Source organism: Methylovulum psychrotolerans (assembly GCF_002923755.1).
In the GTDB taxonomy this organism is placed as follows: domain Bacteria; phylum Pseudomonadota; class Gammaproteobacteria; order Methylococcales; family Methylomonadaceae; genus Methylovulum; species Methylovulum psychrotolerans.
This window is the reverse complement of the sequence record NZ_PGFZ01000001.1, coordinates 313,716-335,154: the sequence shown is the minus strand read 5'-3', so window position 1 is coordinate 335,154 and position 21,439 is coordinate 313,716. Positions and strand designations below refer to the sequence as shown.

Below are 21,439 nucleotides of genomic sequence, written 5' to 3'. Positions count from 1 at the left end.
GCTTGCATCTTTCCGTTGCTTGATTTAGATGGTTATTCATAAAAAAACCGTTTTTAATCATGCCGACAATAAATATTTTAGCTTTAAATATCAGTTGCTTATTGCCGTAGGCGCGTCATTTGTTAAATATTGACTATTTTTAATAGTAATAGTTAATTTCATTTAATAGTTTTTTAACTTAGACTAAAACAACTCATTAAATTTATCTTTCGGATATATGATTTTTTAATAATTAAAACCGACTTTAGCTTATAAAGCTTTAAGCTTTATCAGTTTTTTAAATAAAACGGAGTTTTTATTAACTTTATTGGTCAAAAGAATTAAATTTCAATGACTTTTATGAATGAGTGCGCCTTTAAACTGGCTTTGAAACACAAAAGTTTATATGGCGTACAGGCATGGATGCACCTTCCGCATTACCTATAATAGGGGTAATGTTTTCTTGGGTGATTATAAAAATAATGACCTGCAATGCGTTTAACTTTTTCAAAGGCGTTTAAAATGACTAACAATGTATATGCATCATACAATGGCTCACAAAAAGGCTTTACCGTACGCGACTTAAACTTAAACCAATTGTCTTTTTGTAACACTGGCTTTAATATCAACAGCATCGCGGCAGGGGCGAACGGTGATTTATATCTGACCTCGGCCAATCGTATTTACCATTACAAAGCAGATGGCACTTTGATTAACACGATGACTTTTCCAGATGCGGGAATCAATTATACAAGCATTACCGTCACCGTAGACCATGTTTATGCTTCGTATTCCGGCTCACAAGTGGGCGTGACCGTCCGTGATTTGAACCTTAACCAGCTTTCATGGTTTGCCACACCATTTGTTACCAGCGGCATCGCCGCCGGAACGAATAATGACCTTTATCTGGCTTCCGGAAACCATATCTACCATTATGGAACAAATGGGGCGCTGATTTACGATATGGTCTTCCCCATTAACACGATAAACTATACCGATGTGACCGTTCTTGGCGATAAAGTTTATGCTTCCTACAACGGTTCCCAGTTAGGGTTCACTGTACGCGATCTGAATTTGAATCAGTTGTCCTACTGCAATACAGGGTTTAGCATAAGCAGCATAGCTGCCGGTAAGTCAGGCAATGTCTATTTGGCATCGGCAAACAATCTGTATAACTATACGGCAAGCGGCGCTTTAATTTACGATATGAGATTCCCAGATACTGGCGTAAATTATACAGGCGTTTCTGTGGTGTTTGTCTCATTGACTTAAGTTTGTGTAAAAATTGGCAAGCTTAAGCGACCCAATGAAATATATGGCCCCCTCCAATCCCTCAGGAGGGGGCTTTGTTTATAAGCCGCCCAAGTGAGTGTCTGTTCGTCACCCCAATAAAAAACACCCTGACGCTTGCTGGTTGTCCAGCACCGCCTCGACCGTCCCGTCTTTTAATTCCACCCCAGAAAGCTGGCGCTGCTCCGCTTCTTTGATTAAAAACAACAACTTTTGCACGGCTTGTGCGTAGCTTAAGCCATTGTGATGGATGTTGGAAATGCAATTGCGGTCGGCATCGGTACTGATACCGGCACGGGGGCGATAGGTGAAATAAATTCCCATACTGTCCGGCGAACTTAGGCCGGGGCGTTCGCCGATTAAGAGGATACATAATCGGGCGGCAAACTGCTCGGCGATGGCATCGCCGATAGCGACCCGACCATGCCTGACCAGACACACCGGGGGTAGGGCATAGCTTTGCAAGGCCGGCAACAGCAGGGCTAAAAAATTTTCCGCATGACAGGCAATGGCTTTTGACGATAAACCATCCGCCACCACAATGACGGCGTCGGCTTGGTGAGTGGCGTGGCGGCGTAACGTCTCTGCTGCCGACTCCGCCAATAAACGCCCTAAATCAGGACGCTGTAAATACAGGCGCTGGTTGTCCGCTTGGCTTGCCAAGGTCAACGATGCTAAGCCCCGCGCCGCCAAAGCCTCGGCCAGATGGGTAAAATCTAAAGGGATATTGACTGCATCACGCGCTAAGGCATGGGCTAGCTGAAAATCTAAGCTGGCTTGGGTGGGCAGGCTCATACCCGCACGGCCTAGGCCGATACGCGCCGGGGTAAACTCGCGTAAGGTCTGCCATGGGTCTGGCGTGGCTATGGGTTGTTCGGGTTTATTCACTGCCATAGCCGCCGAGTTTTTCTAAAGTGGGTTTAAACAGCGCGGGGATATCGCGGTGATTAGGCAGACGGTTATCGCCAGTAAAAATCTGTTGGTTTTGCAGCCATTGCTCAAATTCGGGGGCAGGGCGCAGGTCTAACACCTGCCGTAAATACAACGCGTCATGGAAAGATGTAGACTGATAATTGAGCATGACATCATCCGCCCCCGGCACACCCATGATAAATGTGCCGCCCGCCACCGCGAACTGGGTCAGCAGTATGTCCATATCGTCTTGATCCGCTTCGGCGTGATTGGTATAGCAAACATCGCAGCCCATCGGCAGGCCTAACAGTTTGCCGCAGAAATGGTCTTCCAAACCCGCACGGATAATCTGCTTACCGTCATACAGGTATTCGGGGCCGATAAAGCCGACTACGGTATTGACCAATAAAGGCTGAAAACGCCGCGCCACCGCATAAGCCCGCGCTTCACAAGTTTGTTGGTCTAGGCCTAAATGGGCATTGGCGGATAAGGCGCTGCCTTGGCCAGTTTCAAAATACATGCAGTTAGTGCCGACTGTGCCGCGCTGTAACGCCAAAGCGGCTTGATGGGCTTCATCGAGCAGGGTTAGATTGATGCCGAAACTGTCATTGGCTTTTTCAGTACCCGCAATGGATTGGAACACCAAATCGACTGGCGTACCTTGCGCCATAGCGTTTAACGTCGTGGTGACATGCGCCAAGACGCAGGCTTGGGTGGGGATTTGATAACGCTCAATAACATCATTCAGCAAATGCAGTAAGCGCGTGGTGGCCTGCAAATTATCCGAGGCCGGGTTGATGCCGATCACCGCATCGCCGCAGCCGTACAGCAACCCGTCTAACAGGCTGGCGGCCACTCCGGCGGCATTATCGGTCGGGTGATTGGGCTGTAAGCGCGTAGACAGGCGGTCAGCCAAGCCGATAGTGCCACGGAAACGGGTAACTACACGGCATTTTTTCGCCACCAGAATCAAATCCTGAATCCGCATGATTTTTGATACTGCCGCGACCATCTCAGGGGTCAGGCCAGGGGCGAGGGCGGTTAACGCCTTGGTTGTCGCTTGTTCTGACAGCAACCAATTGCGGAAATCCCCGACCGTTAAATGACTGACTGGCGCGAAAGCCGACGCGTTATGGCTGTCGATAATCAGGCGCGTCACTTCGTCCTGTTCATATGGCACTAAGGCTTCGTTTAAAAACTGCTTTAACGGCACGTCCGCCAACACCCATTGCGCCGCCACCCGCTCCAGATGGTTAACTGCCGCTACGCCGGCCAAATAATCACCGGAACGCGGCGGCGTGGCTTTCGCCATCAGGTTGCGCAAGGATTTAAAATCATAAGACAGGTTTGCCGTTTGTATCTTATAACGCATCGGCCATCCTAAGCTTAAGCCAGCGGGGCAGGGGGCTTATCCTGTCAATGGCTGTAACTGGTTTTGCAGTCATTGCCTTCGCTATTGCATACCACATTCTTTTTCCAGGTTTTCTCTGCCGCGATGTCGACACCATAGCCTTTATTGGCGATCAGTATTAAGGTATTTTCCTCAAAACGCACCTGAAAATGTTTCAGGGCGGTCATGCCGATCAGCACCTCGTCCAAATTATCGCTAATACTGGCTTCAGTATTTTTGATAATGGCGTTACCCAATTTCAATTCTTTTATTTCCGTCTCATGCACTTCCGCCAGACCATTAGCGGTACTGACCATGCCGGATTCGCCTATCGGCAACTTCGCTTCCTTGGCTAATTTGCTGGGTATGGCGGTAGTAGTCGCTCCGGTATCAATCAAAAAGGGCATACTGACCCCATTAATCAATGCCCGACCCCTGAAATGGCCTTTATTATCGCCGTGGATAACAATGTCTTTTTGGTCTAATTCGCAGTGCTGCCCGATAAACGGGCCTATCGCTTGGCGGTAATCGACAGTATGCAACACGCCTAAGAGCATCAATAACGCCACCATACCTTGGCTTAATTTTGTCCAAGAACTCATAACAGTACCTTTTTTAAACTGGCAGTTGGGGCGCAAAGTGCAGGCTATGTGGCACAATCTTTTAATAGGACTGGAAAATAGCCAAAACTCATTCGCTATAGGTTGTCCGGCACTCTTCGCCATCGGCATTACAGACCCGATTTTTCTTCCATTTCGTTACTGAGTCACCCTCACTGACGGTCAAGTCGGTATTATAACCTTTTTTCGCCGTTAGCCTCATCGTGCCGTTTTCAATTTTAACATTGAACATCTTTAAGGCCGTCATGCCCATTAGCACTTCGTCTAGGGAGTAACTGACGGTCGCATCGATATTTTTTAACAGCGCCTTGCCTAGCTTCATTTCTTTAATCGTAGAGCCCACGCCATAAGTTTCGCCGTTAGCCGTCAGCATTCGCCTGATCTCGCCAATAGGCATATTGGCGGCTCTGGCCAATTCAATGGGTACAGTGACTGAGGTGGCTCCGGTATCCAGCAAAAAGGGCATGGTGACACCATTAATGACCGCTCTACCCCTATAATGGCCTTGGCCATCGGCGTTGAGCAAAACCCCGCCTGTCACTTCAACGCCTTCATCAACTGGCTTAAATTCAGGCAGTTTAGGCTTTTTATCGTCCTTACTGTCGGCATCGGGTTGGAGCTTAAAGGGGAGTCGCTATTTTTGCGAAAGATTGCTTCGGCATCCTTGCCGGTCAATCAGCAAAAATCACGCGACCGCTTATGCCTTCGGCTGCCCCAGCCGTCCTGGTCACTCGCTCGCCACCCAACAAGGGGTGGCTCACATGCTCTCCAATGACTCGACGCGATTTCGTATAGCCTGCATTTTCACTTCCGCTTCGCTTCGTGAAAACTCAGGCACTATCGCTTCTGGGGACTACTCGACTCCTGTCTCGCAGCGTCGGCTATGTAGCTTATCAAGGTATTTTCTTTAATATCCTTAACTTCTATAGACTTAGAAACCAATATTGCACAGAACACCCCAAGGCCTACGCCAACAGTCTGGGCAAGCAATTTTGCTAAAAACTTCATATCCATTACCTTATATTAGGTTTGCTTATTATAAGCTTAGATCATTATGGGATTTTATTAAACCCCTTGGCGATAAAATAAACGCTATTGCCGATGGAATATAGCCGCAAAGCCTATATTCCTTTATTGCCCCATCAAATCTTGCTTGATAAACTGCTGCTAAGTGATTGAATTTATGAAATGAGAAAAAAATGGCTATAGTATTCTTCGATACCCATAAGGTTTTTACTGAACTTAAGCCGGCAGGTTTTAGCGAGGCACAGGCGGAAGTTCTGCTTGACCTGCAAAAGACTATGGTCAACCACATAGTGGAACAGGTACGGCATCAATATTATGAGCTGGACACTATTGCCGCCGAACGTGATCTGAAAGACGATGAACCAAAAACACACCAGGACACGAAAGACAAAGATATTGCCGAGATAAAGTCCAAACTTATCCGCTGGCTGGTCTGTGCCTGGCTTTTGCAGATAGCCATAACGATTTGCCTGATCCTGTTGATTCCAAGCAGCCTGTAAACGTAGGGCAGAGCGTACCGTATTCCTGGCAGTCTCTGGCGCGGTTAAATCGGGTTTTGCCTTTAATTTAACATAATATGCATTTTTTGCAGCTCCAGCCCCCACCAAACATAGTTAATGCTTTGAATTAATAGAAAAAAACTCGCAGCCACCCCCATGGCTTTGGAAATCTTCACCCATGCGGTTAGCACTTTTCCGCTGCTTCTGGCAACCGCTGCCGCTATCAATATCTCTGTTTCATCAATCCCCAAGGCTTCTGCAATTTTAACCGCTGTTTCGTCAGACATTAATAGCCGCTTTCTGATGTTTGAAATTGTGCTTTTTTCTATATTTATGAGCTGTGCACTTTTGTAATCACTGCCCGTTTTTTCTTTCAAATCATCCAGATAATTTATTATCGTTTTCATCGTGAAATCCTCTTGTTTACGTTATGTGAACTTTACGCTTGACTCTCTTTTGCATCAATGGTTTCATATCGTCAACGGTTACGTTATGACAACCATTTTAAACCCTCATTGAAGGCAAGCCAATGAACCCTAAACGCAAAAAAAGCAGTACCCAAGCCCCCCTTTCCCCTTTAGATGCGCTTGCCTGTCCCGGCTCCATAGCATCGTTTGAATCTTTAGCCGGGACACCTTTAATTGACGATTATGAGCATATAGACTGGGATAAGTTGCAAGCGTTGCTTGATACGTCTGTAGCCCTTGGCGTTGCGCTTCGGTCTTATACTCATGTCCTCGCCGCTTCTCAAGTGCCGTTTGTCCGTGTCCTTCACGCCTTCCCCTCCCAAACTGTTGGGGTTAAGCCGCTCTATAATGCCGAGTTTGATTTCTGCGTTTATCTTGAGCGTTCTATTTCCACGCTTCGTGCCGTTCTTGCCTTGAAGCCTTCACCAGCCCCCAAGTCGCCCAAGCTGCCAGATTCTTGGAAGCTTGGCGACAAAGGCAATAAGCAAGCTGAATTTTCACGGGATGGAATCCCCCAAGCTGTGCGTTGCAATGACCCCGATTGCACGATTAAGACGACCTGCCCAGATTGCGGCACCTCATTGATTGATTTCAAAGGGTAGGGGGCTAACATGGACAACGCCGCACTATCACAAGACCAGATCAAGCAAACCGTGGTCAACCTTTACCAGCTTTTTTTAAACCAAGCTGGCTCTGCCGACAGCTACGACGCTTTTTTTATCGCCCAGCACTCCGCGCTGATGGCTTTGGCCGCGATTAAAGACTTATTGGGTGACGCAGTACCCGCAGATTGCATAATCATCATTAACGCTTATTCAACGCTGATAGATCAGTTTGAATTCGAGCAAGCCGTTGTTTTCAATCCCGTCCAACTATTCACCGCCCTTTGTGTTATGGCTTCCTCCGTCGCGCTCGCCGCTCTCCATCCTTTCGCGGTGGGGGCGGCTTCTTTAGTGCTGTTGGTTTATGGCGTGGAGAAATTCTTTACCTCATTTTTGGGCGAAGATTACGGGTTTTTGGATTTGATACGCGATTTTTTGGATTTTTTCCATCCCGTCTTTTTGAAGATTAAGGCGGGTTTATGATTCGCTTTTTTTTAGATTTGAATCGTTTTTTTGTAAATCGCCTTCTTGATATTTCCAACTATTTTTTTGGATTTTTGTCTTTCTGTTTTTTTGTCGCGCCTTACTGTATAGCAATCGTTTTATTTACACCTTTTAAGTTTTATAAAAGCGTGATAAACGGCCATATTATTTCTTGGGCTTCGTTTTGGCTTTATATCTCCCATTGTTTAGACTCTGACTTTTTAAGAAATTTTGCCTTTTTATTCGTTTTTTGTTTTGACGCTATTCTTTTAGCTTTGTTGGCGGTGGCATTATGATGTTTGCCGAATTCGCTGGCCTTGTCCTTTTATCCCTTGTTGTCCTTTTCACCATCCGTTTAAGTTTTTCCGAAGAGATAGCTTTTTATACTTTTTTGGCGGTCTTTCTGTCCGGTTATCTTTTGATTTTATTTTCTTTTGTTTTCGTGGGTGCTTCCCATGGATGAATTATTGAAAATAATGGATTCCATTTGTCCTTTACAAGACCTTATTGTTTTTGTTTGTTCTGACCTTTTTTTACTTTGGTTTATTTTCGTATTTTGGGGGCGTAGATGAGCTTATTAGCCCTTTACTTCACCCTGCTATTCTCCGTGATTTTCTTTGTCTTGAGAATGTTGGTTAAGTTGGTCAAGTTCTCATGGAACAAGTACCAAGATCACAAAGCCGTTAAGGCCTTGGGGGCTTACGATGAATAAAGCCCTTTATTATTACCCCGTTGAGCTTGACCCCTCAATAGTCGCCAAGCCAGCTTGTACAGTGTGCGGCGGCTCTCCAGCGGCTCCGCTTCGCCTGGTCCTGGCTTGCACCCATTGCCTCGGCACAGGATTCGAGCCTAAGCCAGAAACGTCCAACAGCCGCAAGCCCTTTGTTAAAAGATGGTTAAGCCCCCAGCCCTGCCCATTTTGTCAAAAGCCTATCAGCTATCACCGCACTTATGCGGCCAATGCTGCTTACAAGCGTATCACCCGCGCGGTCTGCGGTTGCGGCTTGGACGTTGACGAGCGGCACATGATAAACCCATGCCAAGACCATAGCCAGCGTACTAGAGATTTTTCGGCCTACATCCTCCACCTTTTCGAGGCGGACAGGTTGCCGGACTTCTTTTTTTACCTTTTGCCTACGGATAATTAATCATGTTATGTCCGACTATCCCGCGCCGCTCACTGCTTCGGAACTTATCAGCCGTCAAACGGCATTCGAGGCTGTTTTTATTGGGTTTTTGCACCGCGATTACATACGTCACATGGACTATTGCACATGTAGCGGTGGCGGCTGCGTGTTCTGCTCCGGTCACGGATGGCGGCACACCCCACAGTCAATGGCATTTGGAGAAGGCCTTAACGCCCCCACCGCCTCAAGCAATCCCTACGAGCTTAAAACCCAATATGGCTTGCACATGGCCTTCCACTACGGAAAAGCCGCAAGAGCCAGATTTGAGGTTGCCCGTATACGCGAACAGCTCGGCATATCCGAATACGGCGAGGGCATAGCATGAAACGCGCACAAGCCAAAAGAGTCGCAGCGGCCTATATTAAGGAGCTTCAACCCCTTATACACGAACCCGTCTTGGTGCATTTTTTCCTGTTGGAGAAAGGCATAGAACCCCCCAAAGCGTCTAATGATGAATCTTTCAACGCCCGTTTGTTGAGCCTTGACTGGTGGATACGCAAAATCATTTCCAAAGCCATTAAAGACCGCGAAGCCGTTGCTATCCTTAACGGGATGGTTTCGCGCGGTCGGCAGGTCTATTGTTCGGACACCAACGTTAACTACGTCAAAGCTAAACAGCTTGAAAACCTTATTATCATGGATTCCAAGCTTTGCGTATCTGATGAAGGCGACGAAATCCCCATGTTGAAAATTTTGCAATCCAGCATGGCTAACCCCGAAAACCGCCGCGCCGAACTCATGGTGCGCATGGCCGGATTTGAGCAGTACGCCGACAGTATAGGCCACGTCGGCATGTTCTACACCATCACTTGCCCGTCAAAATACCACCGCTTTAGCGGCAACGCCCTGAACGAAAATTATAGTTGCACCCCCCGCCAAGGCCAAGACTATCTAACAACCATCTGGGCTCGTATTCGTGCCGAATTCAACCGCGAAGGCTTCCACCCTTACGGCTTCCGCGTCGCCGAACCTCACCAAGACGGTACGCCCCATTGGCACATGTTGCTGTTCATGCCTCGCGACCATGCCGCAAAAATAACCGACATTATCCGCGATTATGCGTTACGCGAAGACGGCGAAGAGCAGGGCGCACAACAGCACCGCTTTACTGTTAAAGAAATCGTCAAGGAGATCATGACCAAGGACGGCATTAAAAAAGTCTCGGCCACGGGCTACATCGCTAAGTACATTGCTAAAAATATTGGTTTCGATATTGGCCTGGACAGCGAAGAGGACACCGCCTCCACCTCCGATGTCGGCGATAGGGTCCGGTCGTGGGCTAGCGTCTGGGGCATCCGCCAATTTCAGCAGATCGGCGGGGCATCGGTCACGGTTTGGCGCGAGTTGCGGCGTTTGAAAGATCAGGAAATCGAAGACCCGCAAATAAGGGCGGCGCGTGATTTTTGCGTTGCTAACGATTGGGCGAGCTTTTTGGACTTGATGGGCGGCATAGACATCAAGCGTCTTGACCGTGCCATACAGCTTTTAAAAAAAAACGAAATCGACACCGAAACGGGCGAAATTAAGATGAACCGTTACGGTGAGGTTATCGAGAAAATCATAGGTATAGCCACCTTGATTACTGAAATGGTCACTCATACCAAAAAATGGGTTTTAGTGAATAAGCCGTCCATGGAAGCGACCCGCGCCCCCGGCGCGGGTCGCTCTCCTTGGAGTCCTATAAATAACTGTACTGAAAAATTGGAGTAACGCACATGCCAGCTTATCAAAAGCTTGAAATTTTGGGTTTCGAAGAAGATACCCAAACCGTTTATAAAGATGGAAGAGCCACCAACGAGGTTAAGCCGCGTTTGCGGGCTATCGTTCGCCCAGTCAAACCCGACACCATGACTATTAACGTTACCGAATTGGGCGATGACATCATTAATAAATTCCGCGCTATCGTCGGGCGGGTCGCTTTGATTCCAGGCCGTGCGGGTGCGACCGATTCCGGCACCTTGTTCATTACCCCTGAAAAAGGCATTACTGCCGACGATATTGAGCTGTTAGCCATGCCAAAACCGCCAGCACCTCCAGTTTCTGGGGCGGTTGGTGGCGCAACCCAAAAATAAAAAGGTCTGATTATGGCGGTATGCACCGAATTTAACTATGTCGTTGACCAAAACGGCCTTGCCGACATCAACCAAGAATTTTTGGCCGTTTCGGCGAAGTCTTTGGAAGATTGCACGGGCTTTGTTCTCCTGAGCGCACAGGAATATAGCAGTTTGCCCACGCTTACGGATATTTTCGCCATGCCGCTCGAATCGGACCTGCAACAAATGTTTATGACTGGGTTTGGCCTCCCCATGATTGCATACCTTGTCTCGTGGGCTTACGGGACACTTATCAACTGGTTTAAGCCGTCCTACGATGAAACCTTAGGCGATTAACCATAACTTAACCAAAATTTGGAGTTTTACCATGCCAAAACAACGCTTTACTGCAAAACAAGCAAAAATTGCCCTAGCCGTGGTTGCGATTGCTGCTTCCACCCCATCAATGGCAGTAGATGCCACTTTGGATTTTTCCGGCATTACCGGAGCCGTTAGCGCAGGAACGATTGTTACCGCTCTTACTGCCGTGGCCGCTATCAAAATCCTGCCCGGCTTCGCGCGTTGGGGCTACAACAAGGTTATCGGCTGGTTCCGCTAATCTCCCAACGCTTTACGCTTACACCTAGGGGGGAGGGGCTAGCACCTCCCCTTTCTAATTTTAATCTGACGGCCATAAAAAAATGATTTTCGACGCACTGTTTTTTATCCTCGGCGTATTTACAGCTTATGCTGCCATAGCAGGTTTTAAAAATGGCTAAATTGAAAGTTAATCTTTTATTGTCTTCCGCGATTGTTTACGCGCTCTTTTATTCGCAGCAAACTTATGCCGCCAATAAAGAGCAATCATGGGCGGATTGTATAGCGGCAAGGGATGAGTGGAACACTTTCACGGGTAGCCAACAGTCGTCTTGGTGTACCGAATCCTCATCTACTGCCCCCACGGGTTTTGTTACGCTTACTTACTACAACGGAATGCCTTCCAAGGATTTTTTTTACGATAAGCTCTGTGCTATACCCTCCGAAAAGTACATTCCAGATTTGCACATCTGCCGCGCTGACCCGCATTGTCAAGCACCTGAGGTTTTAGATAACGATACTTATCTTTGTCGTACCTTGCCAGCTTGTCAGGATGCGCCTGACAACAATGTCTGCGCCCCTAGCGGTACTGAGTGCGCGGGCGCGTCTATTGTCGTTAAAAACGTGGCCAACTGCACAACCGGAAGCACTGGCGATACAAGCGGCACGGGTGACACGGGCGCAACTGGCACAACGGGCGACACAGGCGGCGGTGGCGACTCTAGCAACACAGGCGACACGGGCGGCGGTGGTGTAACGGGTGGTACAGGCGACACGGGCGGCGGTGGTTCAAGCGGCACGGCTGATGGTACAGGCGGAACCGCTGGGGGTGGTAATACAGGTGGCGGCAGTTATACGGGCAACACTGGAGACACTGGCTACACTGGAAACACTGGAAACACTGGAGACACTGGCTACACTGGAAACACCGGAGATACTGGCTACACCGGAAACACTGGCGGCGATTGCGGAAACACTGGAGACACTGGCTACACAGGCAACACCGGAGACACTGGCTACACCGGAAACACTGGCGGTGATTGCGGCAACACGGGCAACACGGGCGACACTAGCAACACAGGTTGCACAGGCTCAAGCTGTGACACCACCCCCGGCAATCCTCAAGGCCAAACTTCTGGCCTCGGCGGTTTTGAGCCTGTGCCGTATACGCCCGGCTCTGGACCTGGTACATCAAGCCCGACAGGCGCGACATTTGAACCGCGCGAACTCGGCGGCTCCGGTGATACAGGCTTTGCTCCTTTTGAGCCGTTTATTGATCCGCCGGATGAAGAGCTGGGCAAGTGGTACACCCCAACCGATGATACTTATCAAGAAGTTATCGAACAAACAGCGGACGCAGTTTCTAGTAATCCTCTTTTCACTTTTTTACCTGATGCCTTTGGTGCTGAGATACCGGGCGGCGGTGAATGTCCAACGTGGACGCTCCCAGCCGTAATGGGCATGGATTCTTATGATATTGCCCCCCTTTGCGATAGCTTCTTTACCGCATTTTTCCCGATGGTCGCCGCCGTGCTGATTGGTTCGTCTGCCTTTATGGGGCTTCGCATCATCCTGATGGCTTTTGTAGGGTAGGGGGCATCACATGCAAGCTATAGTTGATACTATCGTAAACGCTTACGCGGCGGTAATGGTCTTTTTCAGCGATTTAGGCCACGGCCTGAAATCCTTCTTTGATGCGGTCATACAGTCCTTACTTAACGTCTGGCTGATGTTGTCGGACTACTATACCGCCGTCTGTAATTATTTTGGTGATTTTTTCCTTGCCCTTTGGGATACCCTTAAAAACCTTTATAACGCCTTTATTGATTTTTGGATTAAGGTTTTTTTGTGGTCAGGTACATTTTTTACAGCTATTGGCGAATCATTAAAAAACTTCGCGGCCACGCTTTGGGTTTACTTCGTCAATGTATTCAAGTCGCTTTGGTACGCGCTTATAGATTTGCCCTTGGCTCTCTTCAAGCTGCTTTTAGACCCGCTTTTGTGGATTTTAAATTGGGCGGCAACTTCTTGTAGCTATTGTTTAGGCCTCGGCTCCGGTGGCGGCAATGGTTCGTCGTCTTTGCCCTCGGCCTTAGCTTCGGCATGGGCTGGGCTATCCCCAACAATTCTTTACTTGATAAACGCCACTGGCGTTCAACAGTGTTTGCAGGTTTTAACCTGCGCCTTGGTGATCTGGGCGGCGGTGAAACAATTCAAACTTTTATGGAGTGTAATCTTCAAATGAGAAATAAAATCGGACTTTGCTTGATTGCAAAAAATGAGGCGGGCGTTATCGAGCGTTGCATCAAAAGCGTGTTGCCGCTGATAGATTATTGCTTGGTGGTTGATACTGGAAGCACGGACGGCACCCAAGGCGTAGTTATGGCTTATCTCTCTGAAATCGGCTTGCAAGGCGAAGTCATAGATGAACCATTTCAAGATTTTGCGTATAACCGCACCTTTGCCCTTGACCAACTCCGCGCACATACTGACATTGACTATTGCTTAATGATCGATTGCGATGAGCAGTTAATCTTCCAGCAAGGCTTTGATTTTCAGGCATTCAAAGACAGTCTTACACACGGCGCGTATCAAATCCAGACACGGCACGGCGGCTGCTACTACAACCGCCCCCAACTGTTCAGCAACCGACTGCCGTTTTATTTTAAATCGGTGCTGCATGAATATTTAGAGTGTCGGGAACCGCACAAGCGCGAACAGGCCGAAGGCTTTTACAATCTTTACGGCTTGGACGGTGCGAGATCGCGGGACCCAGGCAAATATAAAAAAGATGTCGCGGTCTTGCTCCAAGCCCTTGAAACCGAAACCGACCCCTTTTTGCGGTCGCGCTATACCTACTATCTAGCTAACTCTTACCGCGATTCCGGCCAACTCGCGCTTGCTATCCCGCGTTATATTGATCGCGCCATGATGGGCTACTGGATAGATGAGGTATATCTGTCCACACTCACCGCCGCACGGCTTAAAGATCGCTTGGGGCATCCCGCGCCCGAAGTCCTGCAAGGCTATCTTAAAGCTATCGACATATTGCCAAACCGCGCCGAAGCCTATTTAAACGCCATGCGCCTGTGCCGCAACAACTCAATGCACACCACCGCCTATTTACTTGGCAAACAAGCCCTCACGCTGTCAATGCCCCCAAAGGGCGCGCTATTTGTCGAGGTTGCAGCTTACCAATACGCAGTAGCCGATGAGCTGGCCGTTGCGGCCAACAACACCGGAAACTTTGCCGAAGCCGCCCAACTCTGCGCCGCCCTGCTCGCCTCCGAACATCTGCCATTGGAGTGGTGCGAAAGGGTAGGGGCTAACCATCGCTACGCCCTGTCTAAGTCTCCGGTGGCTGCCACATGCTGATTTTTCACGAAGGCCTCCCAGGCTCTGGCAAAAGTTATTCAGCGGCCATAGACCGGATCATCCCGGCTCTTAAAAAAGGCCGTAAGGTTTACGCCTACATTGAAGGCATCAATCACGAAAAATTTGCCGAAGTGACGGGCTTGGCGTTGCCGATTATCAAAACTTTGCTCTTTCAAATCGAAAAAGAGCAGGTGCCGACAATTTACGAGCATGTTGCAAATGACTCGCTCGTGATTATCGACGAATTGCAAGATTTTTTCCCCGTTGGTACCCGTACCCTTAGCAAGCCTTTGACTGAATTTGTCACCCAACACCGCCACCGCGGTATAGACATTATCGGTATGGGTCAGAACCACAAAGACTGCCATCAGCTTTGGAAGCGGCGGATAGACCAACTCGTAACCTTTACCAAGCGCGACGCGGTTGGCTTCCCCAATCAATACACCTTCAGGGTTTACAAGCAAGACCGCGACAAGTTTACTCTTTTGACTTCCGGCGGCGGCAAATATGACCCCAAGTATTTTGGTCTCTACAAAAGCCATTCTGACGGCGTGGACAACACCGCCACCTATTCGGATGACCGCGCTAACATCCTTAAATCTAAAGCGTTCCGCGTCTACCTGCCGCTGTTTCTCTGCATAGTCGCCTATGCCGTTTATTACCTGTCCGGCATTTTTACAGGCCGTACCCAATTTGTACCCGCCGCCAGCAAGCCCGCCCAGACCCTCCAGCCGTCAGGCCAACAGGCCAACTTTGCCAAACTCGACAAACCCGCCACTACCGATATAAAGCCCCCGCCACCACCAAACCAGCCCCCGCCCGTCGAGCGTACCCCACAAGCATGGATGCAGTCCAAGCTCGAAAAATACCGCGCTCGTTTGGTCGGATTGATCGAAAACAAAGACCGAACTAAGATGGTGGCTTGGGTCGAATTTGTGGACGATTCAAACCGCGTTTATGAGCGTTTCGACGTGCCGCAACTCCAAGCTTTTGGCTATACCGTCGAGCGCAAGGCTTACGGTCTCCTGCTTACCTACATGGGCAAACAATACCCCGTGACCGCTTTCCCGATTGATCGGACCAGGGGGGTAACGACCGCCAACGGCTCCGCACGTCCTCCTGCATCCGCCCAACTCGCCCCGCCCGTCCATTTTTAGGCGCGGTCGGACCGGCAATTAACGCGGTGCCGCCCTGTCTTGAGCCGTCCGGCGGCTTAACGTTACGAAAATCCGCCCAACTCCCGATCTGTCCACTTTTAGGCGCGGTCAGATCGGGAATTAAGGCGGTGCTGTCCTGTCTTGTGCTATCCGGCTGCTTAACGTTACGAAACTCCGGCCAGAATTAAGCGCAACAACGGCACGTCACGCACAGCAAGTGAAATCCGCTTGCATCATTATCGCACCCTATCTCAATCAACCCGCGCCAAGCGCACTTGCCATGATGTGCGCTAGCATCATCATAGTAGCGAAGCGGAACCGATTAAACACTAAAAGCGTAGTGTAACTAGCTTTTATCAACACCGTAAGGATTGGCCAACCTCGCTTGCCCGATTGTTCCGCTGACACTACAACCCCGCCAATTTGCCAATCCTTGCCCCCATTCAACCGCCCTTTTACAAGCGCGGAAAGCGCGACACGCAAGCTGTAAAAGGGCGCACACGCCCAAGGCCAAGGCCGACAGTGACGACACTTTCACCCGATAGACTCTTAGTGAGTTGTCGCGTTTTTTTTTCGCCGATGAGTGTGTTTTTTTGGCGGGAACTTTTTGTGACAATAGGCGGAAGGGGCGCGCCCCCCCGCGTGTTGGATTTTCTTGCAGAGTGAGTTTACAAGCTCTTAGCGTCTTTTTTTTGGGGTGAGGTTGGAAAATCCGGCCACTTTTTTCATTAATTAGCTGTTTGAGACAAGGATGTCGAGTTTGGCTAATTAATTAAAAACGGGGGCGAGATTTTCCCCGAACCCTAAAAAAAAGATGCTTAGAGATTGTACGATTGATGCGGAAAAGACAAGGCGCGGGGGGGCGCGCCCCTTTTGTTTATTGGCACCTGTGACTGCCAAAAAAATACGCGAAGAGGCGAAAAAAAAAGGATTTAGTTTTCCGTAATCTCCTAGCGGGTGGTGCCGTCACAGACGGCCTAGGACAGCACACGGCGCACGATTTCCCGTTCTGTCGGCATCTGCCGGACGTTCCACCTGATAATGGTTATACCTGCCGAACTTAAGGAAAGGTCTTTTTTAGCGTCCGCTTTTTTTCTGGATTCCCTTTGGTGGCTCCGGTCGTCCAATTCAATACATGCAACGATGTTGCTCCGTCCGTCACAGACGACAAAATCAACGCTCATCCTGTTGATTTTGTTGAACCACTCGTACTCGCTGTAGCCGTCTTTAACCCCAAGGATGCGCGATAGTTGCACTTGCGTAAAAATATGATGTCCGGGTAACGCCCTGCACAGCGAATTGTACAAGGCCACCTCAGGCTCTGACATCAATTGCCGGGCATAATAGGGCAGGTCGTCTTCGTCATAACGGTTTTTTGAATACTTGCTGCTCGATGGCCTTTTCTTTTTTTGGTCTTTCATGCCTTCGATGATGCCCGATATGACACCGATTACAATCATAAGCATGATGACGTTTTTTATCATGGGGATTTGCATTAGGTCTTGCATTTTTTAATACTCTGCGCTTGCCTGCGGGGCGGCTATTGTCCTTTTTACGCGGGTTATCCGTCAATATAAACCTACATTGGTAATTTTTCACATTTTGGCGGGGCAGGGCGGTGTCGTCGGTTGCCCAGCACCCTTTTGCCTGATAAACTGCCCTTAAACCAAACCTTTACCCAATACCTACCATGACAGCATTTGCTTTTGACACCCACGAATTTTTTAACGAACTTAAGCAGGCGGGTTTCAGCGAACAACAGGCTGAATCCATCACGCGCTTACAGCGTCGGTCTGCGGATGCGACCATCGGCTACCTGCGCAATGAACACGACTTGGACAAACTGGTTACCGCCAAGGACTTGGATGCCAGAATTAAGGAAACCGAGCTTAAAATGGAGTTGGTTCGTGCCGAGCTGAAACGCGACATTGAAACGGTCAGGAGAGAAATTTCCGAAACCAAAGCCGAACTGGTTCGCTGGGTGGTCGGTGTCGGCATCCTTCAGGTGGCCGTCATCACCGCGCTGATGCTCAAGGTCATTTCGCACGCTTAAGGCGGTGCTGCCTTCAACCGCCCCAAGCGTCCGCTTACCGTTACGGAATTAACCGGCTATTTGTCGCCCCTTTTCCGAAATATCACCACATTATTCTCTTCCGGCAGGGTCAGCGGCGGGCTTTTTTCGCCGTTTTCGACCCGGCTTTTCATCGCCAAGCAAACCCGCGACCTGTTCAGCTCCGCCACTTGGTAGATGTAGGGCAGGGCATACACTTCATAGTGCCAAATGTGTTGGCCGTTGTCCGCTTGGATATGGTCGGGCATCAGCCGGAACCCCCGCCAAGGCTTGCCCAAAAAATCCAACCGCCCGCTAAAAATTTGCAGGCACAAAAAAACCGCGCGTGGCGGTTTCCTTTTGTTTTCCTCCCATGCCTTGACGGTCTTCTCGCTGACTTCAAACAGCTTGGCGCATTCTTTGATGCTGTATCCGGATTCTTTTCTCCAGTCGGTAAAAGTCCAGTTGGGGTTTACTTGGGTTCCTCGTCTCATTTGCTAGCATCTCTCAAACCCCCAAGGGTAGTAGCCCGCCCCGTTTTTGCTTCCCCCTATAATTTAACATAATATGCATTATGCGAAGTCTTATAGTATCCAGAATAAACCGGGCTAAGCCGCCAATATGGTTTTTTTAGGTTTTCTGCTATAGTTAAAAATTCCTGACCCTTAGGACTGATTGACTGTTATGGCGACTTACGGGAACGATTTTTACAGTTGGACAGTGAACTTGACTTGGCTAATCTCATTGAGGAAATAGAAAGCCTGGGCAGATCGGAAAAGCGTGGGCTAGAAAGCCGTTTGACTGCCCTGCTCCTGCATTTGCTGAAATGGCAACACCAGCCTGTCCGCCGTAGCAGAAGCTGGGAGTTAAGCATAGACGAGCAACGGGTCAAATTTTTACGCGTGCTTAAGGACAACCCCGACCTTAAAAGCCAGCTTGATGAAGTATTAGCCAATGCTTATGAAATCTCAGTCATTAAAGCCGCAAAAGAAACCAGCTTGGATAAAAAGACCTTCCCCAGCGCTTGCCCTTGGGATTTGCCGACCATAACAAAGACTGATTTTTATCCAGAAGATTAATTATAAATAAAACAATTAGTTGATGAAAAAAGAAGTTACTGTGGAAAAATATTCACCTAAAAAAGTAGTGAAAAACTAACGGATTAAAATCAGTTGATTGCAGAAAAAAAGAGAATATAGGCAAAAACCATGTGATTGATTTAAAATGATGTTTCTCAAACTTTGGATTAAGAGTCCACTGGTTATAGCGTTGTGGACTCTGCGCCTGAGCTGAGAAAATATGTTAGGCGACGACCGGAAAAGCAAGGGCAAAAACGGGGCGGTCAAGGCGGGGAGGAAACCGGATGAACTGATAAAGTGAAAATACCAAAAATGGTACAAAAAGACAGTACGTCCCCACATCGTTGCAAACCGTTCGTATTTAAAGCCATAAAGGAGAGACATGACCAATCAAAATATTATTTATATAACGGGAATCATCGCCTTAGCACTTGTCGTCATAATTGCTATATGGCGAACAAGACTAGTCGATTTTACCCTCAATAAAAAAGGAACAAGACTTAAAGCCAATAAAGATAGCGAAAAAGACACCGTATCGGTGACCAAAATAACGCAAAGTGCCGTGGAAATTGAAAACCGAAAAGGACAGGATGTCCGCGTTGAAGATGTCAGCGACACATCCAATGTCAAAATTAAGTGACTGGTGGCTTAACTTGACCGGGGCAAAAAGCGGCGGAGAAAAAACCTCAATACAGGTGAAACAAGTAGCCGACAGCACGGTGGTCATCGTCAGCGGGTCAGAATCCAGCGTCAATATCACCAACATGTATCGTTCGACCGATTATCAATCGTTGTTCTCCGGGCTGGAAAAAGCTCGGGAACGCGTCAAAAAATACCCTGATGACCTGGAGTTAAGCCAAGACCTACAAGAAATGCAAAAAAAACTGGAAGATTTCAAACACGACGTACAGAAGCTTGCCAAGGACTTCAACAAAATCCCCATCAACACCGAACGGCAGAGACTGGCCAAGCAGCATTTTGACGCTGGCGACTACCAAGCCGCCCGGACAGTGTTGGATACCCGACAAACTGACCAAGAGCAAAAATCACTGCTCGACAAACAACGGTGCTTGCAAGGCGAACAGGCTGAAGTCAGCAACCAATTACAGGACAACGCCAACGAATACCTGTTGATGGCCAAACTGACCGCGATTGATTACAGCCTGCCCGACCGGATCGGACAAGCCAGCGGGTTTTATGAATCCGCCCTGCAATCGGCCAGAACACCTGAAAACATCTTCGAGTATGCCAAGTTTTTACAAGATAACAAACAATTCCACCCTGCGGAAGCTTTATATTTGGAGGCCTTGGAGCTATACCAGAATCTTGCGATAGATGACCCGACAGCTTATGAACCGAGTTTAGCGAAGACGCTGAACAATTTAGGAAATATATTTGGTAAATGCAACCGAAGGATAGAAGCCGAAGACATATACCGGAAAGCCTTAGAACTTTACCGGAAACTGGCTGAGTTTGATCCAATTACACACAAACCAAACATTGTGTACGTTTTGAACAATCTAGCTACAGTTGTCAATATTGACAAAAGCCGCCAAGCAGAAGCGGAAACTCTATATCGAGAAGCCTTAGCGATATGGCGGCTACTGGATAAAGCAGACCCAGATGACTATAAGTGCAAAATTGCGGGCATGTTGTGTAATCTAGCAGAATTAACCGGTGCCGATAACAATCGTCAAATGGAAACCGAAACACTCTACCACGAAGCCTTGAAGTTAAACCGGGAATTGGCCAAAACCGATCCAGCGGTCTATGAACCTGAATTAGCATGGACATTAAACAACTTTGGGGCTTTTCTTTCTAAAGAAAACAGTAACAAAGAGGAGGCAGAAGCTTTCTTACGGGAAGCATTGGAAATACGAAGACGGCTTACCAGTGCAAATCCAGCGGCGTACGAACCGGAACACGCAAATACTGTACTTAGATTAGGAATATTAGTTAGTTCGAATATCGAAAGAAGTAAAGAAGCCGAAGCCCTATATTGGGAAGCTTTGAAGCTTTATCGGAGACTGGCCGTAGGCAACCCAAGAGTTTATGAAGCAAATTTAGCAGGAACGCTATGCCATCTGGCGAAGTTAATCTCTAATGACATAGAACGCCATTCAAAATCGGAAGAGCTATACCATGAAGCCCTGGATATTTGGCGGCATTTGGACAAAGCTGATCGTGCAGCATATGGAAAAGATTTAGTTAACACGCTTCATCACTTAGGGTGTTTAATTGCAGTCAAAATTGAACGTAAAAAGGAATCCGAAATTTTTTTTATGGAAACTTTGGAACTTTCTAGGCAACTATTTGAAAATGCCCCATTGGTTTATTGCGATAATTTGATACATGTCCTAGGAAATATTGGTTTAAATTACTTATCAAACTGGCAAGATCCAAATACTGCGCAAAAGTATTTCCAAGAAATGGCAATATTGGCGATGCAGTATGCCCAGCACAAAGATAAAAGCGAAGCTCTAACTGATGTTACGCAGAGCCACTAGATATAGTTATAAATTTCGGTGTCGAAACGCTATATCTTGAGGAAAAAATCAGCTACTGCGTAACATCAGCCTCTAATATAAAAAAAAGACCTCACATAATAGGGACTATGCAAAAAAATCCTGTGGACTGATATTATCCGCAGGGTTTTTTCTACATAAGCCTTGGGGTGCATTATGCGAAGTCT

26 protein-coding genes are annotated in these 21,439 nt (G+C 48.1%); 19 read left to right on the top strand and 7 right to left on the bottom strand.

Features of this window, described 5'->3' with window-relative positions:
- The first annotated feature begins 501 nt into the window (after window positions 1-501).
- Window positions 502-1,251 carry a hypothetical protein gene (locus tag AADEFJLK_RS01620; protein ID WP_088621530.1) on the top strand — a complete coding sequence of 250 codons (750 nt, stop codon included), beginning with the start codon at window positions 502-504 and terminating at the stop codon, window positions 1,249-1,251.
- A 108-nt stretch (window positions 1,252-1,359) separates the two neighbouring features.
- On the opposite strand, the gene eutC is transcribed toward AADEFJLK_RS01620, so the two are convergent.
- From eutC to AADEFJLK_RS01600, 4 genes are all read right to left on the bottom strand, one after another.
- Entirely contained in the window at window positions 1,360-2,163 is an 804-nt protein-coding gene (gene eutC / locus AADEFJLK_RS01615) for an ethanolamine ammonia-lyase subunit EutC (RefSeq protein ID WP_103973082.1), read from the bottom strand.
- Window positions 2,150-3,553, bottom strand: a complete 1,404-nt coding sequence (locus tag AADEFJLK_RS01610) for an ethanolamine ammonia-lyase subunit EutB (RefSeq protein ID WP_103973081.1) — start codon at window positions 3,551-3,553, stop codon at window positions 2,150-2,152. The genes eutC and AADEFJLK_RS01610 overlap by 14 nt, the downstream gene beginning before the upstream one ends.
- A 44-nt stretch (window positions 3,554-3,597) precedes the next feature.
- On the bottom strand, window positions 3,598-4,173 hold the full coding sequence (locus tag AADEFJLK_RS01605; RefSeq protein ID WP_170065008.1) for a retropepsin-like aspartic protease family protein: 576 nt from the start codon (window positions 4,171-4,173) through the stop codon (window positions 3,598-3,600).
- 88 nt (window positions 4,174-4,261) lie between these two features.
- Entirely contained in the window at window positions 4,262-4,732 is a 471-nt protein-coding gene (locus tag AADEFJLK_RS01600; protein WP_170065007.1) for a retropepsin-like aspartic protease family protein, read from the bottom strand.
- Window positions 4,733-5,390: 658 nt separating this feature from the next.
- On the opposite strand from AADEFJLK_RS01600, the gene AADEFJLK_RS01595 reads away from it, so the two are divergent.
- On the top strand, window positions 5,391-5,717 hold the full coding sequence (locus AADEFJLK_RS01595) for a CCDC90 family protein (RefSeq protein ID WP_103973078.1): 327 nt from the start codon (window positions 5,391-5,393) through the stop codon (window positions 5,715-5,717).
- A gap of 62 nt (window positions 5,718-5,779) precedes the next feature.
- Here AADEFJLK_RS01595 and AADEFJLK_RS01590 read toward each other — a convergent pair whose 3' ends face one another.
- Window positions 5,780-6,124 carry a helix-turn-helix domain-containing protein gene (locus tag AADEFJLK_RS01590; protein ID WP_103973077.1) on the bottom strand — a complete coding sequence of 115 codons (345 nt, stop codon included), beginning with the start codon at window positions 6,122-6,124 and terminating at the stop codon, window positions 5,780-5,782.
- 122 nt (window positions 6,125-6,246) lie between these two features.
- On the opposite strand from AADEFJLK_RS01590, the gene AADEFJLK_RS01585 reads away from it, so the two are divergent.
- From AADEFJLK_RS01585 to AADEFJLK_RS01535, 13 genes are all read left to right on the top strand, one after another.
- On the top strand, window positions 6,247-6,786 hold the full coding sequence (locus tag AADEFJLK_RS01585; protein WP_103973076.1) for a hypothetical protein: 540 nt from the start codon (window positions 6,247-6,249) through the stop codon (window positions 6,784-6,786).
- A 9-nt stretch (window positions 6,787-6,795) separates the two neighbouring features.
- Window positions 6,796-7,269 (top strand): hypothetical protein, encoded by a 474-nt coding sequence (locus tag AADEFJLK_RS01580; RefSeq protein ID WP_103973075.1) that lies wholly within the window; start codon window positions 6,796-6,798, stop codon window positions 7,267-7,269.
- 292 nt (window positions 7,270-7,561) lie between these two features.
- Window positions 7,562-7,732 carry a hypothetical protein gene (locus AADEFJLK_RS24960; RefSeq protein ID WP_211299128.1) on the top strand — a complete coding sequence of 57 codons (171 nt, stop codon included), beginning with the start codon at window positions 7,562-7,564 and terminating at the stop codon, window positions 7,730-7,732.
- Window positions 7,733-7,837: 105 nt separating this feature from the next.
- Entirely contained in the window at window positions 7,838-7,981 is a 144-nt protein-coding gene (locus AADEFJLK_RS24310; RefSeq protein WP_170065006.1) for a hypothetical protein, read from the top strand.
- Between the two features lie 443 nt (window positions 7,982-8,424).
- Window positions 8,425-8,781, top strand: a complete 357-nt coding sequence (locus AADEFJLK_RS01570) for a hypothetical protein (RefSeq protein ID WP_103973073.1) — start codon at window positions 8,425-8,427, stop codon at window positions 8,779-8,781.
- Window positions 8,778-10,166, top strand: a complete 1,389-nt coding sequence (locus AADEFJLK_RS01565; RefSeq protein ID WP_103973072.1) for a replication endonuclease — start codon at window positions 8,778-8,780, stop codon at window positions 10,164-10,166. Before AADEFJLK_RS01570 ends, AADEFJLK_RS01565 begins: the two co-directional genes overlap by 4 nt.
- Before the next feature lie 5 nt (window positions 10,167-10,171).
- Complete coding sequence (locus AADEFJLK_RS01560; RefSeq protein ID WP_103973071.1) at window positions 10,172-10,528, top strand: hypothetical protein; 357 nt, start codon at window positions 10,172-10,174, stop codon at window positions 10,526-10,528.
- 12 nt (window positions 10,529-10,540) lie between these two features.
- Entirely contained in the window at window positions 10,541-10,846 is a 306-nt protein-coding gene (locus tag AADEFJLK_RS01555) for a hypothetical protein (protein ID WP_103973070.1), read from the top strand.
- Between the two features lie 31 nt (window positions 10,847-10,877).
- Window positions 10,878-11,108: a hypothetical protein gene (locus tag AADEFJLK_RS01550; RefSeq protein WP_103973069.1), complete on the top strand. Its 231-nt coding sequence runs from the start codon at window positions 10,878-10,880 to the stop codon at window positions 11,106-11,108.
- A 152-nt stretch (window positions 11,109-11,260) separates the two neighbouring features.
- On the top strand, window positions 11,261-12,679 hold the full coding sequence (locus AADEFJLK_RS01545) for a hypothetical protein (RefSeq protein WP_103973068.1): 1,419 nt from the start codon (window positions 11,261-11,263) through the stop codon (window positions 12,677-12,679).
- Window positions 12,680-12,815: 136 nt separating this feature from the next.
- A complete protein-coding gene (locus AADEFJLK_RS24305; RefSeq protein ID WP_170065005.1) occupies window positions 12,816-13,331 on the top strand; it encodes a hypothetical protein in 516 nt (171 codons plus the stop codon).
- A gap of 20 nt (window positions 13,332-13,351) precedes the next feature.
- Complete coding sequence (locus tag AADEFJLK_RS01540; protein ID WP_170065004.1) at window positions 13,352-14,461, top strand: glycosyltransferase; 1,110 nt, start codon at window positions 13,352-13,354, stop codon at window positions 14,459-14,461.
- Window positions 14,455-15,618, top strand: a complete 1,164-nt coding sequence (locus AADEFJLK_RS01535; RefSeq protein ID WP_103973066.1) for a zonular occludens toxin family protein — start codon at window positions 14,455-14,457, stop codon at window positions 15,616-15,618. The genes AADEFJLK_RS01540 and AADEFJLK_RS01535 overlap by 7 nt, the downstream gene beginning before the upstream one ends.
- Before the next feature lie 977 nt (window positions 15,619-16,595).
- Here AADEFJLK_RS01535 and AADEFJLK_RS01525 read toward each other — a convergent pair.
- Window positions 16,596-17,084: a DUF2726 domain-containing protein gene (locus AADEFJLK_RS01525; protein WP_211299127.1), complete on the bottom strand. Its 489-nt coding sequence runs from the start codon at window positions 17,082-17,084 to the stop codon at window positions 16,596-16,598.
- A 224-nt stretch (window positions 17,085-17,308) separates the two neighbouring features.
- On the opposite strand from AADEFJLK_RS01525, the gene AADEFJLK_RS01520 reads away from it, so the two are divergent.
- Complete coding sequence (locus tag AADEFJLK_RS01520; RefSeq protein ID WP_103973063.1) at window positions 17,309-17,671, top strand: CCDC90 family protein; 363 nt, start codon at window positions 17,309-17,311, stop codon at window positions 17,669-17,671.
- 56 nt (window positions 17,672-17,727) lie between these two features.
- On the opposite strand, the gene AADEFJLK_RS01515 is transcribed toward AADEFJLK_RS01520, so the two are convergent.
- The gene (locus tag AADEFJLK_RS01515) at window positions 17,728-18,162 is read right to left on the bottom strand and encodes a hypothetical protein (RefSeq protein ID WP_103973062.1); all 435 of its coding nucleotides are present in this window, start codon (window positions 18,160-18,162) and stop codon (window positions 17,728-17,730) included.
- A gap of 219 nt (window positions 18,163-18,381) precedes the next feature.
- Between AADEFJLK_RS01515 and AADEFJLK_RS01510 the strand changes: the two genes are divergently transcribed.
- The 3 genes from AADEFJLK_RS01510 to AADEFJLK_RS01500 all read left to right on the top strand — a co-directional run bounded on the left by AADEFJLK_RS01510 (window position 18,382) and on the right by AADEFJLK_RS01500 (window position 21,254).
- Window positions 18,382-18,747, top strand: a complete 366-nt coding sequence (locus AADEFJLK_RS01510) for a DUF29 domain-containing protein (RefSeq protein ID WP_170065002.1) — start codon at window positions 18,382-18,384, stop codon at window positions 18,745-18,747.
- Window positions 18,748-19,129: 382 nt separating this feature from the next.
- A complete protein-coding gene (locus AADEFJLK_RS01505; RefSeq protein WP_103973060.1) occupies window positions 19,130-19,387 on the top strand; it encodes a hypothetical protein in 258 nt (85 codons plus the stop codon).
- Complete coding sequence (locus tag AADEFJLK_RS01500) at window positions 19,371-21,254, top strand: tetratricopeptide repeat protein (protein ID WP_170065001.1); 1,884 nt, start codon at window positions 19,371-19,373, stop codon at window positions 21,252-21,254. The genes AADEFJLK_RS01505 and AADEFJLK_RS01500 overlap by 17 nt, the downstream gene beginning before the upstream one ends.
- Window positions 21,255-21,439: the final 185 nt, after the last annotated feature.